This is a genomic window from Nocardia pseudobrasiliensis NBRC 108224 (assembly GCF_001613105.1).
Lineage (GTDB): Bacteria > Actinomycetota > Actinomycetes > Mycobacteriales > Mycobacteriaceae > Nocardia > Nocardia pseudobrasiliensis.
Window position 1 is genome coordinate 59,315 of record NZ_BDBS01000060.1, and the last position, 15,029, is coordinate 74,343.

18 protein-coding genes are annotated in these 15,029 nt (G+C 69.2%); 10 read left to right on the plus strand and 8 right to left on the minus strand.

Going from position 1 to position 15,029, the window contains the following annotated elements; translation table 11 throughout:
- Positions 1-1,179 (minus strand): bifunctional RNase H/acid phosphatase, encoded by a 1,179-nt coding sequence (locus NP4_RS35485; protein ID WP_174556212.1) that lies wholly within the window; start codon positions 1,177-1,179, stop codon positions 1-3.
- 5 nt (positions 1,180-1,184) lie between these two features.
- Positions 1,185-1,922: a zinc ribbon domain-containing protein gene (locus NP4_RS35490; RefSeq protein WP_068007386.1), complete on the minus strand. Its 738-nt coding sequence runs from the start codon at positions 1,920-1,922 to the stop codon at positions 1,185-1,187.
- A 180-nt stretch (positions 1,923-2,102) separates the two neighbouring features.
- Between NP4_RS35490 and NP4_RS35495 the strand changes: the two genes are divergently transcribed.
- On the plus strand, positions 2,103-2,546 hold the full coding sequence (locus tag NP4_RS35495; RefSeq protein ID WP_068007388.1) for an OsmC family protein: 444 nt from the start codon (positions 2,103-2,105) through the stop codon (positions 2,544-2,546).
- 98 nt (positions 2,547-2,644) lie between these two features.
- Complete coding sequence (locus NP4_RS35500; protein ID WP_068007392.1) at positions 2,645-3,679, plus strand: transglycosylase SLT domain-containing protein; 1,035 nt, start codon at positions 2,645-2,647, stop codon at positions 3,677-3,679.
- An 11-nt stretch (positions 3,680-3,690) separates the two neighbouring features.
- On the opposite strand, the gene NP4_RS35505 is transcribed toward NP4_RS35500, so the two are convergent.
- Positions 3,691-4,329, minus strand: coding sequence for a hypothetical protein (locus tag NP4_RS35505; RefSeq protein WP_114755673.1), 639 nt, complete (start codon positions 4,327-4,329; stop codon positions 3,691-3,693).
- A 33-nt stretch (positions 4,330-4,362) separates the two neighbouring features.
- Positions 4,363-5,493 (minus strand): Nif3-like dinuclear metal center hexameric protein, encoded by a 1,131-nt coding sequence (locus tag NP4_RS35510; RefSeq protein ID WP_068007402.1) that lies wholly within the window; start codon positions 5,491-5,493, stop codon positions 4,363-4,365.
- 57 nt (positions 5,494-5,550) lie between these two features.
- Here NP4_RS35510 and NP4_RS41385 point away from each other — a divergent pair, with 57 nt between their 5' ends.
- Positions 5,551-5,712: an EthD domain-containing protein gene (locus NP4_RS41385; protein WP_156524968.1), complete on the plus strand. Its 162-nt coding sequence runs from the start codon at positions 5,551-5,553 to the stop codon at positions 5,710-5,712.
- Positions 5,713-5,879: 167 nt separating this feature from the next.
- On the opposite strand, the gene cobC is transcribed toward NP4_RS41385, so the two are convergent.
- Positions 5,880-6,914, minus strand: coding sequence for an Rv2231c family histidinol phosphate aminotransferase CobC (cobC, locus tag NP4_RS35515; RefSeq protein WP_068007405.1), 1,035 nt, complete (start codon positions 6,912-6,914; stop codon positions 5,880-5,882).
- 70 nt (positions 6,915-6,984) lie between these two features.
- Between cobC and NP4_RS35520 the strand changes: the two genes are divergently transcribed.
- Both NP4_RS35520 and NP4_RS35525 read left to right on the plus strand, forming a co-directional pair.
- Complete coding sequence (locus tag NP4_RS35520) at positions 6,985-7,464, plus strand: low molecular weight protein-tyrosine-phosphatase (protein WP_068007409.1); 480 nt, start codon at positions 6,985-6,987, stop codon at positions 7,462-7,464.
- A 5-nt stretch (positions 7,465-7,469) separates the two neighbouring features.
- Positions 7,470-8,342 carry an SURF1 family cytochrome oxidase biogenesis protein gene (locus tag NP4_RS35525; RefSeq protein ID WP_068007480.1) on the plus strand — a complete coding sequence of 291 codons (873 nt, stop codon included), beginning with the start codon at positions 7,470-7,472 and terminating at the stop codon, positions 8,340-8,342.
- A gap of 115 nt (positions 8,343-8,457) precedes the next feature.
- Here the strand turns inward: NP4_RS35525 and NP4_RS35530 are convergent, their stop codons facing one another.
- Positions 8,458-9,384: a cobalamin biosynthesis protein gene (locus NP4_RS35530; protein WP_245997934.1), complete on the minus strand. Its 927-nt coding sequence runs from the start codon at positions 9,382-9,384 to the stop codon at positions 8,458-8,460.
- A gap of 111 nt (positions 9,385-9,495) precedes the next feature.
- Here NP4_RS35530 and sigJ point away from each other — a divergent pair, with 111 nt between their 5' ends.
- On the plus strand, positions 9,496-10,422 hold the full coding sequence (gene sigJ, locus NP4_RS35535; RefSeq protein WP_245997887.1) for an RNA polymerase sigma factor SigJ: 927 nt from the start codon (positions 9,496-9,498) through the stop codon (positions 10,420-10,422).
- A 24-nt stretch (positions 10,423-10,446) separates the two neighbouring features.
- Here the strand turns inward: sigJ and ald are convergent, their stop codons facing one another.
- Together ald and NP4_RS35545 are read right to left on the minus strand one after the other, a co-directional pair.
- Positions 10,447-11,559 (minus strand): alanine dehydrogenase, encoded by a 1,113-nt coding sequence (gene ald / locus NP4_RS35540; protein WP_068007483.1) that lies wholly within the window; start codon positions 11,557-11,559, stop codon positions 10,447-10,449.
- A 175-nt stretch (positions 11,560-11,734) separates the two neighbouring features.
- On the minus strand, positions 11,735-12,499 hold the full coding sequence (locus NP4_RS35545) for an MBL fold metallo-hydrolase (RefSeq protein WP_068007422.1): 765 nt from the start codon (positions 12,497-12,499) through the stop codon (positions 11,735-11,737).
- A 71-nt stretch (positions 12,500-12,570) separates the two neighbouring features.
- On the opposite strand from NP4_RS35545, the gene NP4_RS35550 reads away from it, so the two are divergent.
- The 4 genes from NP4_RS35550 (at position 12,571) to NP4_RS35565 (ending at position 14,972) form a co-directional block, all read left to right on the plus strand.
- Positions 12,571-13,521, plus strand: coding sequence for a GlxA family transcriptional regulator (locus NP4_RS35550; RefSeq protein WP_068007427.1), 951 nt, complete (start codon positions 12,571-12,573; stop codon positions 13,519-13,521).
- Positions 13,522-13,530: 9 nt separating this feature from the next.
- Positions 13,531-14,055, plus strand: coding sequence for a gamma carbonic anhydrase family protein (locus NP4_RS35555; RefSeq protein WP_068007430.1), 525 nt, complete (start codon positions 13,531-13,533; stop codon positions 14,053-14,055).
- Positions 14,056-14,064: 9 nt separating this feature from the next.
- On the plus strand, positions 14,065-14,244 hold the full coding sequence (locus NP4_RS35560; protein WP_068007433.1) for a hypothetical protein: 180 nt from the start codon (positions 14,065-14,067) through the stop codon (positions 14,242-14,244).
- Positions 14,245-14,354: 110 nt separating this feature from the next.
- Positions 14,355-14,972 carry a TetR/AcrR family transcriptional regulator gene (locus NP4_RS35565; protein ID WP_062505241.1) on the plus strand — a complete coding sequence of 206 codons (618 nt, stop codon included), beginning with the start codon at positions 14,355-14,357 and terminating at the stop codon, positions 14,970-14,972.
- Positions 14,973-15,029 lie beyond the last annotated feature (57 nt).

The window sequence follows — 15,029 nt, forward strand, 5'->3', positions numbered from 1 at the left end:
TCAGAGATACGAGGTGTCGTTCACCAACCGCACCGACGAGCCACCGTCGGGATAGAACTCGGCGATCGACAGCGACGCCAGATCCAGATGCAACCGGTACAGCAGGCTCGGGCCGACGCCCAGGGCGAGTTGCAGCAGCGTCTTGATCGGGGTCACATGGCTCACCACCACGATGTTCTGCCCCGGATACAACCCGACCAGATCCCGGCGGACGCCCTCGATGCGTTCGCGCACCTGGTCGAAACTCTCGCCGCCCGGCGCGGGCAGCGACGAATCGCTCAGCCACCGGGCGTGCAACTCCGGATCCTGTTGGGCCGCTTCGGAGAACGTCAGCCCCTCCCACGCTCCGAAGTCGGTCTCGATGAGGCCGTTGAGAACTCGGACCGGAACGTCGAGCGCCTGGGCAACGGCCTCGGCGGTCTCCTGCGCCCGACCCAGGGGTGAGCTCACCACCGCGGCGATACCGCCCTTGGCGGCAAGGTATTTCGCGGCCCGGGCGGCCTGTTCACGCCCGAGGGCGGTCAGCGGCGGATTCCCCCGACCCGAATACCGGCGATGGACCGAGAGCTCGGTCTGACCGTGACGCAGCAGCAGCATGCGGGTGGGACGTCCCTGCGCGCCGGTCCAGCCCGGACTGGTTGTCGCCGAGGGGGTTTCGACGGCAACAGCACCGGCATCGGACATCGCATTCGGATGCGCGCTCTCGACCGCCGGTCCGCCGGCCACGGTTCGATCCCACGTCGAACTCGGCGCGGCCTCCCGCACCTCGTCGATCAGCTTGGCATCGTCCATCGCGTCGTTGGCGAGCCGGTCGGCATACGAGTTCTCCGCGCGCGGAACCCATTGGAACCGTACGCGATCGAATCCGGCGACCAGCCGCCGCGCGCGATCGGCGAGCGGAATCATGGCCTCGTGCTTGACCTTCCAGCGACCCGACATCTGCTCGACGACCAGCTTGGAATCCATGCGCACCTCGACCTCGTGCGCGCCCAGCTCCGCGGCGGCCTCCAAACCCGCTATGAGACCGCGATATTCGGCGACATTGTTGGTCGCGACGCCGAGGGCCTGCTTACGCTCGGCCAGCACGTGCACATGTTCGGCGTCCCACACCACCGCGCCGTAACCGGCCGGGCCGGGATTGCCGCGCGAACCTCCGTCCGCCTCGACGACGACCAGCATCGGCGTCACAGCCCGGATTGCTTGGTGCGCACCATGATCGCGCCGCATTCGGGGCAGCGTACGACAACCTCGGGTGCGGTCTTGGCGATGCGGGCGATCTCGCCGCGGTCCAGTTCGATGCGACAGGCGCCGCAGCGGCGGGCCTGCAGCAGCGCCGCGCCGACGCCGTGTTCGGCGCGCTGGCGATCGTAGATCGCGAGCAGTTCGGCCGGGAAGGTGGTGATCAGGCCGTCGCGATCGCTCGCGCAGCGCTGCGCGGCGACACCGAGGTCGGCGAGCGCCTCGTCGCGGCGGCGCTGGGCATCGCCCAGATCCTCCTCGGCCTTGCTCAGGTTCGCGCCCGCGTGCTGATGGTCGGCGACGGCGGCCTCCCGGCGTTCCATCACCTCGAGCAGATCGTCCTCGAGGACCGAACGCCGCCGCTCCAGGCTGGTCAGCTCGTGCTGCAGTTCCGAGAGCTGTTTGGCGCCGACGCTGCCGTTGTCGAGCATGCCGCGGTCGCGCTGCTCACGCTTGCGCACGCCGTCGATCTCGGTCTCGAGCTTGCGGATGTCGCGGTCGAGGTCGTCGATCAGGATCTCGACCTTCACCGCCGCATCCTTGCGTGCGGTGCGCTCCTCCTCCAGCCGCTGCACCTCCTGCTGCTCGGGCAGCACCTTGCGGCGGTGCTCGATGCGCGTCAGTTCGGCGTCGACGCCGGCGAGGTCGAGCAGCTTGGCCTGGATGGGTGGTTCGACATTCAACGCGGAACTTACTCCCTGGACGCATCGGACTCCTCGGACGCCCGGTCGGGCGCCCAGCACGGACTATCAACCGTACCCCGCCCACGCCCGGTTACGTCCCAACCCCACCCCATCGGTTCCGGATCGCCGCGCCCATATTTCGGCGGCGACCGAAAGCATCTCCGTGGCAGGCTCATTGACATGCACAGCTACGAGGTGAAGGTCCAGTGGAGCGGGGCGACCACCGGCTACCGCGACTACTCCCGCAATCACGAGGTCCACGCCCCGGACCGCCCACCCCTGCCCGCGAGCGCCGACCCGGTCATCGGCCGCGGCGACGGCGACCGCTGGAACCCCGAACTCCTCCTGGTCGCCTCCCTGTCCGAATGCCACATGCTCTGGTACCTGCATCTGTGCGTGGAGGCGGGCATAGTCGTCACCGACTACCGCGACACCGCGACCGGCGCCATGGACAACGAACGCTTCCACCGCGTACTGCTCCGCCCCCGAGTCACCATCACCGACCCCACCCGCGCCACCGACGCCCGAGCCCTGCACTCCGAGGCCCACAAGCGCTGCTTCATCGCCAATTCGATGAACTTCCCCGTCGACCACGAACCGGAGATCGTCGCCCGAGCCGACTAGGCCACCGAACCGAAGGCCCTGTCCAGGAAGGGATTCCACGACCCGCCATCATCTCCAGAAGTCCGTATGGAACTGTTAGGGTTCCATACGGAGGTCTCATGAATCAGAATCCGATATCCGTCTGGCTCGACCAACTGGCCAGACCGAAACCCGTGGGCGAACCCATCGGGCCCGCCGAACGCACCAGCGCCAGCTGGAACACCCCGCCACCGACATTCACCGAGAAGCGCACCGACAACCACCGAGACGAACTCGATCCGTATCTCAGCTCGTGGATGGACGATTCGGTGAAGTACGGCAAGCAGACCGGCATCGATCCTCGGCTCGTGATGGCCATCGTGCTCAACGAGGGCGCCACCCGCGAGCAGGTGGTGGGCCGTGCCGGTGCGACCGCTTACGACCTCGGTAGGTGGGCGACCAGCCCGCTGCGCGGCGGACCCGGAAACTCGCTGGGCGTCACCAATATGAAAGAGGAGACATTCGAAAAGCTCAGGGCCCGATACCCGGACGAGTTCGGCGGACACCAGTGGAGCGATCTGACCACCGATGAGCATCTGGCCGTCAAAGCCACGGCGTACGCGCTCAAAACCATGAAGGACGATACCGCCGCGCTGGTCCCGGACAATATGCGGGCGAAGATCTCGCTCAACGAATACCTCGCCGCCGGATACAACGCGGGCGAGGAGAACCTGGCGAACTATCGCAGAAACGGCGATCTCGGCCCCGGGGGCGCCGCCTATGCCCAGCGCGCGAACGACAATTTCCAGCGGGCGCAGCAACTCATGTCCCAGGTATACGTCATGCGCGCCGACGGCGGCGAAGTGAACGGACCCGGTTCGACGATCGGCGACAAGATCCCGGCCTGGCTCTCCGATGGCGAGTTCGTCATGAACGCGCGATCGACTGCGGTGAACGGTCCGTTCCTGCGTGCCCTGAACGCCGATCCTCACTTTCTGCAGCGCATGCTCGCCGCTCGGCAGGCCGGTCGGCCCGCCGAACCGTCGGTCGGCCTCGCGCCCAGCGCGGCAGCGTCGAACTCGACGCAGGTGACCATTACCGCGCCGCATCGCGAAGATATTGTCGACCGACTGAAAATCCTTGCCCTGCAATGGGAACTACTGCACCGGCGGTAGTCTCGCCGCACTCATCCGGCCCCGCACGTCACCGCGAACTCGAAGACGAACAGTGCCCCGGCGCGCAGGTCCGCGCTCTGCTGTGCGTTCGGCTGCCAGGACACGTGCGTCCGATCGAAGACACGGTCGACCGTCAGGTGGCAGTCGTCGGTGAAATCGCCATAGGCGACGGGGGTCGCCGGGCCGGGGCCGTCGCGTAGGATCCGCTGCTTGACCCACTCGTCCGGTTCGAAGCGCGTCACGCGCAGTCCGGGAGCGGAAACCAGCTGGGCGATATCGTCCACCGGAGGGCCGATAAAGACCGCGGAGGCGACCGGGCCGATACCCCGTCCCACCGGCTCATCCGAGCGGGCGTAGCCCGGTACTCGAACCGCGTTCAAATGGTCCCGAGCCGGATTCGGTTGCCACCAATAGATTCCCAGGCCAGCACAGCCGGCCAAGACGAAGGCCAGCACACCCGCGGACCTTCGAAGCCATGCCGTCGACCCGCGCAACGCCGAGGTCACGGCCCGGACCGCCACGGCAGCGGCGATCGCCACCAGCAGAATTCGCAACGACCACTGCCGAAAACCCAACAGCACGGCCCAGATTGCGACCATGGCGAAAAGCCACCACACCCACGCGGGAATTCGCCGCACCGTCCGCAACACGCGTTCAGTATGCCGCGCGTTCCCCCGACTCGCTCAGCAGTCCGCCGCGCCCAGCGTCCAAGGGTCCGTGCGGATCGTCGATACCCGAGTCTCCAAGCCCGGCAGGGCCTTTCGTACGAATTGCGCTGCCTGGGCGCACCAGGGGAATTCGGTGGCCCAGTGGGCGGCGTCGATCAGGGCCGGACCGCCCGCGCGGAGGTGTTCGTCGGCCGGGTGGTGGCGGAGGTCGGCGGTGAGGTAGGCGTCTACGCCCAGGCGGGTGACCGTGGTGAGGAAGGAGTCGCCCGCGCCGCCGCAGACCGCGACGGTGTGGATCGGCCGGTCCGGGTCGCCGGCGGCCCGGACGCCCCAGGTGGTGCCGGGGAGTCCGGCGCGGACGCGGGCGGTGAAGGCGCGCAACGTTTCCGGGTGCGCCAGATGTCCGATTCGGCCCAGGCCGAGGCCCGAGGGCAGCGCGGCGCGCTCGGTGACGTGGAAGGCCGGGTCCTCGTAGGGATGGGCGGTGCGCAGGGCGGCCAGGACGGCCGCGCGCTTGGACGGGGGCGACACCACGGTGACGGTGTCCTGTTCGACGGTCTCGAGTTCGCCCGGCGCCCCGGCCGCGGGATTGGCCCCCGGCAGCGGGCGGAACTGGCCGATACTCGCCGTCCGCGAGGCACATTCGCGATAGCGATCGCCGCCGCCCGCGCCCGCCTCGAACAGCGCGGCGAGCACCGCCTCGGTATGCGCGCGCGGCACCTGCACGGTCCACTCGTCCACCGGCGCAGCGGATTTCGACTCCAGCGGTCCGGTGACGGTGAGTCCCACCGCATGCGCCAGCGCGTCGGAGACGCCCGGATCGGCGGAATCGGCATTGGTGTGCGCGGTGAACAGCGCGCAGCCGTTGCGAATCAGGCGATGCACCAGCGCGCCCTTGGGCGTACTCGCGGCCACCGAATCCACCCCGCGCAGCAGCAGCGGATGATGCGCCACCAGAACCTGTGCGCCCCAGGCGATCGCCTCGTCCACCACCGCCGCGGTGGCGTCCACCGCGAACAGCACCCGGCCGACCGGCTCGTGCTCGGCGCCACACACCAGGCCCACCGAATCCCACGATTCGGCCAGCCGGGGCGGATAGGCCGCGTCCAGCACCCCGACCACATCCCCGACCGTTACGCCCGCCACCGCCGACCTCCTCCGCCTCGCGTCTGCACCGCTCCGCAGACGCTACCGTCTGTCCATATGTTCAAGGTCACCGCACTGCCGGTGGCGAAGCCCGGCCTGAGCCGAGACGAGCTGATCGAGTACTACGAACACCGGCACGTCCCGCTCATCACCTCGCTGGGCCCGCCGCCGCAACTACGTCGAGTCCGGCGAGACGGTCGAATTCGACATCGTCACTGAACCTTCCCCCGGCCGAAACGGGTGATCAGCCAGGGGCTGGCGTCGTTCCGAATACGCACCCGCCCAACGCGTTCGACTCCGCGCAGCCGCGGCGGCGGATCGAACATTGTCGCCGTCGCACGCGCCACGAATTCTCGGCCACCGGGGATACCTACCGAGCCCGGCGGTTACAGCCCGCTCGACCGAATGGCGGCTATCAGGCGATCGACCTCGTCGGCCCCGCGCACGGCCAGGCGGAGGTGATTCGGCCCGAGGCCCGGGAACGTGTCACAGCGCCGCACCGCGATGCCCTTGTCGGCGAGCCGTTTCCGCAGCAGCTCCCCATCGCGCACCTGGATCAGCACGAATGGGCCGCAGGCCGGTTCGCACACCTCGACGCCCACCTCGCCCAGGCGTGCGATCATCGCCGATCGCTCGGCGGCGATTTCCAGTGCCAGCGCACGGGATTCGGCGACCGCCCGGGGTTGCGCGGTCGCGGTGATCGCCTCGAGTTGCAGCGTGCCCAGCGGCCAGTGGGCGCGGCCGTGCGCCAGCCGGGCCAGCAGATCCGGCGGGCCCAGCAGATAGCCGCAGCGCAATCCGGCCAGCGCCCAGGTCTTGGTGAGACTGCGCAGTACCAGCACATCGGGAAGCGCGCTGCCCGCAAGCGATTCCGGTTCATCGACCACCGCATCGGCGAACGCCTCGTCGACCACCACGATCCGTCCCGGCCGCCGCAGCGCCCGAATGGTGTCCGCCGCGTGCAGCACCGAGGTGGGGTTGGTCGGATTGCCGAGGACCACCAGATCCGCCGCCTCGGGCACCAGCGCCGGATCCAGGGTGTAGGGAGGTTCGAGCACCACCCGCGCGACCGCGACCCCGGCCTCCCGCAACGCCAGTTCCGGTTCGGTGAACGACGGATGTACCACCGCCGCCAACCGCGGCGCCAACCGCGGCAGCATCGCGAATCCCTCGGCCCCGCCGCCCAGCGGCAACACCTCCCCCGGCTCCCGCCCGTGCCGCGCCGCGACCGCCGTCCGCGCGCCCAGTTCCCGCGCCGCCGACGGATACCGCCCGAGCTCACCCAACCGCGCGGCCAGCCGTTCCCGCAACCACGCGGGCGGCCCGCTACCCCGCACATTCACCGCGAAGTCCACCATCCCGGGCAGCGCCTCGACATCACCGTGATGACGCAGTGCGTCCCGATCGAACTCCGGATTCATCGGGCGCAAACGGTGGTCTCGGGCACAGCGCCCCACCCTACGTGGCCGCCGAATGCGGGGACCGGCCAGAATGGCTGTCGTGGGCGAGCTGCACGTGAGTTTCATCTGCACCGGCAACATCTGTCGGTCGCCGATGGCCGAGAAGATCTTCGCCGCGCATCTGGAACGGGCCGGGCTGGCCGATCGGGTGCGGGTGAGCAGTGCCGGGACGACCTCGTGGCATGTCGGATCCGATGCCGACCCGCGAACCACCGCGGTGCTACGCAGACACGGCTATCCGATCGGGCATATCGCGGCACTGGTCGGATCGGATCACCTCGACGCCGATCTGCTGGTGGGTCTGGACGGTAAACACGACCGCTATCTGGCGCGGCTGGGGGTGCCGGTCGAGCGGCGGCGGCTGCTGCGCAGTTTCGATCCGCGGGCCGACGGCCCCGATGTACCGGATCCGTACTACGGCGACGACCCCGAATTCGAATTGGTCCGCGGGCAGATCGAGGCGGCCGTGCCGGGTCTGCTCGACTGGGTGCGCGAGCAGTTGCCGCGATGAATCTGGTGCGCCGGCTGACCTTCCTGCTGCGACCGAGCTGGGTGATCCTGGCCGCGGTGGTCGTGGCCTTCGCCTATCTGTGCTTCACCGTGCTGGCCCCCTGGCAGCTGGGCAAGAACAACACCACCTCGCATCGCAACAAGCTGATCGCCGCCTCGGTCGACGCCACACCGGTCGATGTGACCACACTGCTGAACGATCCGGCCGCCAAGGACACCGAGTGGCGGCGCGTAATCGCCACGGGGACTTATGTTCCCGGCTCGACGGTCGTGGAACGCCTGCAGCGCCTCAACGACAATCCGGCCTTCGGCATCCTGTCCACCTTCCGGCTCGACGACGGCCGCACCCTGCTCGTGGATCGCGGCCTGCTCGCGGCCGCCGACGGCATCCGCCTGCCCCCGATTCCGGAGCCGCCCGCGGGCAGTCAGCGAATCGAGGCCCGGGTCCGCAAATCCGAGGGCGTCACGCCGGGCAAGGATCCGATGACTCAGGACGGCTACCGCCAGGTGTATTCGATCGACACCGGCCAGCTCGCCTCGGTCCTGAACGAGCCGCTGACAACGATTCCCACCGGCGGCCCCGGCGGCTATCTGGAACTGACCGACCATCAGCCGGGCGCGTTCACCCCGACTCCGCTCCCCCAGCTCGACGCGGGCCCCTACCTGTCCTACGGCCTGCAGTGGATCGCCTTCGGCATCATGGCGCCTTTGGGCCTGGGCTATTTCGTCTACGCCGAGATCCGCGAGCGGCGCAGGGAACGCGGCGTGACCGCGACCGCACCGGCCACCGAATCCGCCTCCCCCGCAACGCCTTCGACCCCCACCCGCGAACCCACCAACGCCGAGCGCCTCGCCGACCGCTACGGCAATGCCCGCTGACCAACCGAACCCGATCGGACGATTTCGCGAACTGCCCGCGCCGAGGCTGACCGTGCTCAGCGACAACGAACAAGCTCTGCTGTCGCAGTGGTTGGACCGTTCCTGAGCCGCGGTCCTATCTGCGCGCCGCCCACAGCGCGGCGAGGATCGCGCTCGCGAGCTGTACCGCCTCCGAAAGCCGCACCGCGCGGCGCAGATCGGGGACGCGGGGAGCCGGGCCGACGCCCAGGGTCGGGCGCAGTTCGACGCCGTGGCGGTATTCGGTCAGGCCGCCGAGGCGGATGCCGAGCGCCCCGGCCATCGATGCCTCGGCGACACCGGCATTGGGGCTCGGATGGTTGGCGGCGTCATTGCGCCAGGCTGCGAGGGCCGCGCTCGGTCGGCCGTTCACGATGGGGGCCAGCAGCGCGGTCAGCAGACCGCTCACCCGGGCGGGTATCAGATTGGCCAGATCGTCGGTTCGGGCCGCGGCCCAGCCGAAGTGGCGATAGCGGTCGTTGCGGTAGCCGACCATGGCGTCGAGGGTATTGATCGCGCGGTAGCCGAGCAGGCCCGGCACGCCCGCGACCGCACCCCAGAACAGCGGTGCCACGGTCGCGTCCGAGGTGTTCTCCGCGATCGATTCGAGGGCGGCCCGAGCCAGTCCGTCGGCGTCGAGCGCCCGCGGGTCCCGCCCGCACAGCGACGGCAGCAACGCGCGTGCGGCCTCGATATCCCCGGCCTCGAGCCGATCGGCCAGCTGCCGCCCGACCCGCGCCAGCGAACGACCGCCCAGCACCGTCCAGGTCGCCAGCGCCGTGAGCGCCGACCGGCGAAAACCCGTGCCGCCCACCCGCTGCGCGAGCACACCGCCCGCGACGACCCCACCGACCAGCAGCGCCTCGTATCCTGCCCCGGCGCTGCGGCTGTCGCGATAGGTCGCCGACTCCAGGCTCCCGGCCAGCAACCCGAATCCGGCCACCGGATGCCACCGCCGCGGATCGCCGAGCATCCGATCCAGCGCGAACCCCAGTCCCAATCCGATCGCCGTCGACATCCCCATGCGCACCGGCTGAGGGTAGCGGCCGCCGGAGATATGTCACACCGGTGGATGCCGCGTCGTCACCTCGACGAACGCATCGATAGGCTCGGCGCGAACGGAAGGATGGTGGACGTGGCTACCGAGCAGCGCCCCGACGAGAGCGACCAGGTGCGGTTGGCGCGTCGGTTCGAGGAGCACCGCCAGTACCTGCGGCGTTTGGCCTACAGCACGCTGGGCAGTCTCAGCGATGCCGACGACGTCGTGCAGGATGCCTGGCTGCGGTTGCAGCGCTGGGACGAACAGCGCGCGCCCGGCGAGGAGATCGATAATCTGCGGGCCTGGCTGTCCACCGTCGTCGGCCGCCTCGCGCTGGACCAGTTGGGTTCCGCGCGAGCGCGCCGCGAACAGTACGTCGGCGAATGGTTGCCCGAACCGGAGGTGACCACCTGGGTCGATCCGGCCGATCGCATCAGCCAGGACGAGCGCGTCACCACCGCGCTGCTGGTCGTGTTGGAATCGCTGTCGCCCGCCGAGCGCACCGCCTTCGTCCTACAGGACGTCTTCGGCATGAGCGGTCCGGAGGTCGCCGATGTGGTCGGCCGGACCCCGGCCGCGGTGCGGCAGTTGGCCTCTCGCGCCCGCAAGCGGGTCGAGGAGGGCACTCCGCGCTTTCCCGCCAGCGCGGACGATCACGCCAAGGCCGTCTCGGCGTTCGCGGTGGCCTGGCGCTCGGGCGATCTGAGCGCACTGCTCGGCGTCCTGGACGACAAGGTCACCCTCACCGCCGACGGCGGCGGCAAGGTGCCCGCGATCCGGCAGCCGGTCAGCGGCGCCGAACTGGTCGCGAAGATGTTCATGGGCTGGTATCGCGCGGGCGAAGGCGGCTGGGGCCGTTCGGTTCTGGTCAACGGGTATCCGGGGCTCATGGTGTTCGACGGACATCACGTCGGCGTCTTCTCGTTCATCCTCGAGCAGGGCCGCATCATCGGCATCAATGTGGTGCGCAACCCGGACAAGCTGCGGGATCTGCCCGCCGCCGAACCGGATTGGTACTTCTGACGTTTCACCGACGAGGTGGCGCGCTCACAGCGCGCTCGGCCCACCAACGGCCAGCAGTCCGTGCGCCCGCGCCACCTCGTCGCGGAACAGGTGTCCCCCATCGGCGGTGAGACCCTCGGCCAGTCCGGGATCGGCCCGACAGGCGTCCCGCCACCCGCGCTCGGCGATCGCGAGCACATACGGCAGCGTCGCGTTGGTCAGCGCGACCGTCGAGGTGTGCGGCACCGCGCCGGGCATATTCGCGACGCAGTAGAACAGCGAATTCGCCACGCGGAAGGTCGGATCCGCGTGCGTGGTGGGTCGCGAACTCTCGAAACAGCCGCCCTGATCGATCGCGATGTCGACCAGCACCGACCCGGGGCGCATCTGCTCGACCAAGGCGTCGGACACCAATCGCGGCGCTCGCGCGCCGGGCACCAGCACCGACCCGATCACCAGATCCGCGGCCAGAACGGCTTTTTCGACCTCGGCGATCTGCGAGGCGACCGTACCGACCCGCCCGCCGAAGCGAATATCCAGCTCCCGCAATCGAATCGGATTGGTATCGAGCACGGTGACCCGCGCGCCCATCCCCGCGGCCACACCCGCCGCACACGTTCCGGCGACCCCGCCGCCGAGTACCACCACCCGCGCGGGCCGCGTCCCCGGCACCCCGCCGAGCAGCACACCCGCGCCGCCCGCGGGCATCATCAGATGATGCGCCCCGACCTGCGGCGCGAGCTTGCCCGCGACCTCGCTCATCGGCGCCAGCAGCGGCAGCGAACCGCCGCGGCCGCGGACGGTCTCATAGGCGATCGCGGTGATCCCCGACCGCAGGATCGCATCGGTGCAATCGCGGGAGGCGGCCAGATGCAGAAAGGTGAACAGCACCTGCGCGGGCCGCAGCAGCGGATACTCCTCCGCAATGGGCTCTTTCACCTTCAGCAATAGTTCAGCATCATTCCAGACATCGGCGGCGGATTCGACGACGCGCGCTCCCGCCGCGCGATAGTCGGCGTCATCGAAGCCGGATCCGACGCCCGCCCCGGCCTCGACGAGTACCCGATGCCCGTGCCGGGCCAGCTCACCGGCACCGGCGGGGGTGAGTGCGACCCGTTGCTCCTGCGGTTTGATTTCCCGCGGCACCCCGATTCTCATAGCGTCATCGTGAGCCACCCGCGCCACGATCGCCATGATCCCCGGTCGGCGATTCACAAGTTGGCAATCAACGGGCAACTGTTCGGCGGGAATGCTGGTCAGGCTGCACAGCTCGACATGTCATCGACGCACACCGCGCGCCTGACCGAATTCCGCTTGCCGCCAATGGATTCGGCTACAGCGTGATCTCCTCGCCCAGCGGCGGGATCCGCAGCCGATCCGCCAGTCCGGCGTAACCGAAGTGCAGCCGCAGATAGTCGAGGGTCTCGCTGAAGTGCGCCCAGCCCTCGGCATGGACGGGCACGATCACGGCCTCGCCGAGGGCCCGCGCCGCCGGTACCGCGGTGCGCGCGTTGAGCGTCAGGTCCCAGTCGCCGAATCGGCCGACATTCGCCGCACCCACATTGAGCAGGGCGATATCGATGCGCCCGATCCGGGCCACGATCTGCTCGACGTAGTCGACCGAGGCATTGTCGCCGGAGACGTACACCGTCGGCAGACCCTCGCCCCGAAGGACGAATCCGGTCACCGTGCCGGACAGCTCCTCCGCACCCTCCGGCCCATGCAGCGCCGGAACGCCCGTGATCGTGATTCCACCGGTCTCGATGCTCTCCCAATTGGCAAGTCCCCGAACGTTGTCCATCCGTCCGGCCGCCTCCGGGGTGGACAGCACCAGCGGCACACCCGCCAGGAACTCCCGCCCGGAGCGATCGAGGTTGTCGGCGTGCTGATCGTGCGAGAGCAGTCCGACGTCCACCGCGCCCACCCGATCGGCCGGGATCGCCGGTCCGGCCAGCTTGTGCAGGGTCACCGGGCCCGGGTAGTCACCGGGCTCGTCGAAGGTGGGGTCGACCAGGAAGGTCAGCGTCCCGTACCGGAAGCGGACGGTGGGTCCGCCGATGTGCAGCAGTTCGACGGTGGTGGAGATCGTGTTCGTCATGAAGATCAGTTTCGGCGGATCGCGACCGTCCGGATAGTGGCCCGAAGGCCGCGTAGCGCTAAAATCGGGCCATGCATTCGGTCGCCGTACTCGCCTTCGACGGCATCAGCCCGTTCCACCTGTCGATCCCGGGCCTGGTATTCGGCGGAATCGGCACCAGCGCGGCGCAATCCGCGCCGTATCGGGTGTTCACCTGCGCCCAGACACCCGGCATCCTGCGCACCCCGGGCGATTTCGATCTGAGCGTGCGACACGGCCTGGAGGCGGTCGAACGCGCCGAGACCGTGATCGTGCCCAGCTGGGCCCCGAATCTCGAACCGACGCAACCGGTTCGGGAGGCGCTACGAGCCGCGCACGACCGCGGGGCGCGGATCGTGGGCCTGTGCCTGGGTTCCTGGGCCATCGCCGCGACCGGGTTGGCCGACGGCCGCGAGATCACCACCCACTGGTCGGCCGCCGCCATGCTCGCACGCACCTTCCCCGCGGTCCGGGTGCGCGCGGATCGGCTGTGGACCGATCATGGCGATCTGGTCACCTCGGCCGGGGTGGCCGCGGCGCTGGACTGCTGTCTGCATCTGGTCCGCACCGACCACGGCAGCCGCGCGGCGACCGAACTCGCTCGCACCCTGGTCCTCGCGCCCTATCGCGGCGGTTCCCAGGCCCAGTACATTCCGGTGGCGGTGCCCGACGATATCGACGACGATCCGATCGAGAACGCGATGGTCTGGGCGCGAACGCATCTCGACACCCCGATCGATCTCGACGGCTGGGCGCGCACCGCGCTGATGTCGCGGCGCACCTTCACCCGCCGCTTCCGCGAGCGCACCGGATCCAGTCCGCAGCAGTGGCTGCTGCAGCAGCGGGTGGATCGGGCCCGGCTGCTGCTGGAGTCGACCGACGACACCATGGACCGCATCGCCGCCGAATCCGGCCTGGGGACGGCGGTGAATCTGCGCCACCACTTCCATCGCGCACTGGGTCTGTCCCCGGCCGCCCATCGCGCGCTGTTCAAGAACAACTAAGTTGGCGATATGAGGATTCAGCTGGGTGAACACGCGCCGCAGATCGATGCGGACGCCTGGATCGCGCCGAACGCCACCGTGATCGGGCGGGTGCGCCTGGCCGCGCGGGTCGGCATCTGGTACAACGCGGTGCTGCGCGGCGATATCGAGGACATCGCCATCGGCGCCGGAACCAATATCCAGGACGGCTGTGTCCTGCACGCTGATCCGGGCTTTCCGCTGACCGTGGGCGCCGGAGTCTCGGTGGGGCACAACGCGATCCTGCACGGCTGCACGGTCGGCGACGATGTGCTGGTCGGCATGGGCGCGACCGTGCTCAACGGCGCGGTGATCGGCGCGGGCAGCCTGATCGCGGCCAATGCGCTGATCCCGGAGAACGCCGAGATTCCGCCGCGCTCGCTGGTGGCCGGGGTGCCGGGCAAGGTGCGCCGCGAACTGGGCGAGGCCGAGGTGGAACGGATCCGGCTCAATGCCGCGGTCTATCTGCACAATCTGGAGATCCACCGCGACGCGAAACAGCTATCAGTCGGATAGGGTCGAGCGGTGTCGTACGAGCAGTCCGGTAGCCACCGGCCCCCGGCTCGGGTCAGCGTGGCCGATATCGCGGCACAGCCGGGCGGCATCGAGGCCCTGCACCGGCGGGTGCACGAATTACGTTCCCGAGGAAGCGATTTCGCGGCCAATGCGATCGAACGGGAAATGGCGGCGCTGAATCTGCGGTGAGCCGCTAGGGGGTGGCGGTCGGAGCGCCTCCGGGCGGGCCGATCGAATGAGATAATGAATGTCCGCCTTCCGCATCGACGCGGTATCCCGCCGATTCGACTGGAGACTCGATGCCCACCGTTCCGCCCATCCTGGCGCGCATTCTCGAAAAGCCGCGATCCGACGGCGAACAGCTACTCGAGAGCGCCCTGTCGGCGTTCCTCGACTTCGGCATCAAGCGCACCAGCATGGGCGAGATCGCCCGCCGCGCCGGAATCAGCCCGGCCACCCTGTACCGGCGATTCGAATCGAAGAACGACCTGGTCGAGGCGGTCGGCGTGCGGGAGGCGCAGCTGTTCGTCGCCGAGATCGAGGAGCGGGTCGGCAGCATCGCCGACGGTGAGGACCAGTTGGTCGAGGTGTTCGTCGCCTTCATCACCCTGCTGGCCCGCAACGAACTGCTGCAACGGCTGCTGCGCACCGAACCCGATATGATCCTGCCCCGCCTCACCACCGAAGCGGGCCCCATCCTCGCCGTCGGCCGCGCCTACCTGGCCGACAAACTACGCGGCCTGCGAAAGTCCGACGCCGACCTCGACTTCGACGCCGACCTGGTTGCCGAGATCATGGCCCGCCTGGCCCAATCCCTGGCCCTCACCCCCGAGGGTCTCATCCCGCTCGGCGACGAGACCGCGGCCCGCGACTTCGCCCGCCGCACCCTGCTACCGATGGTCAGCACCCGCCGCTGAACCAACCCTCCCCGACCCTGCTCGCCCACATCCCCCGTGCACGCTCCCCTCGCTCGC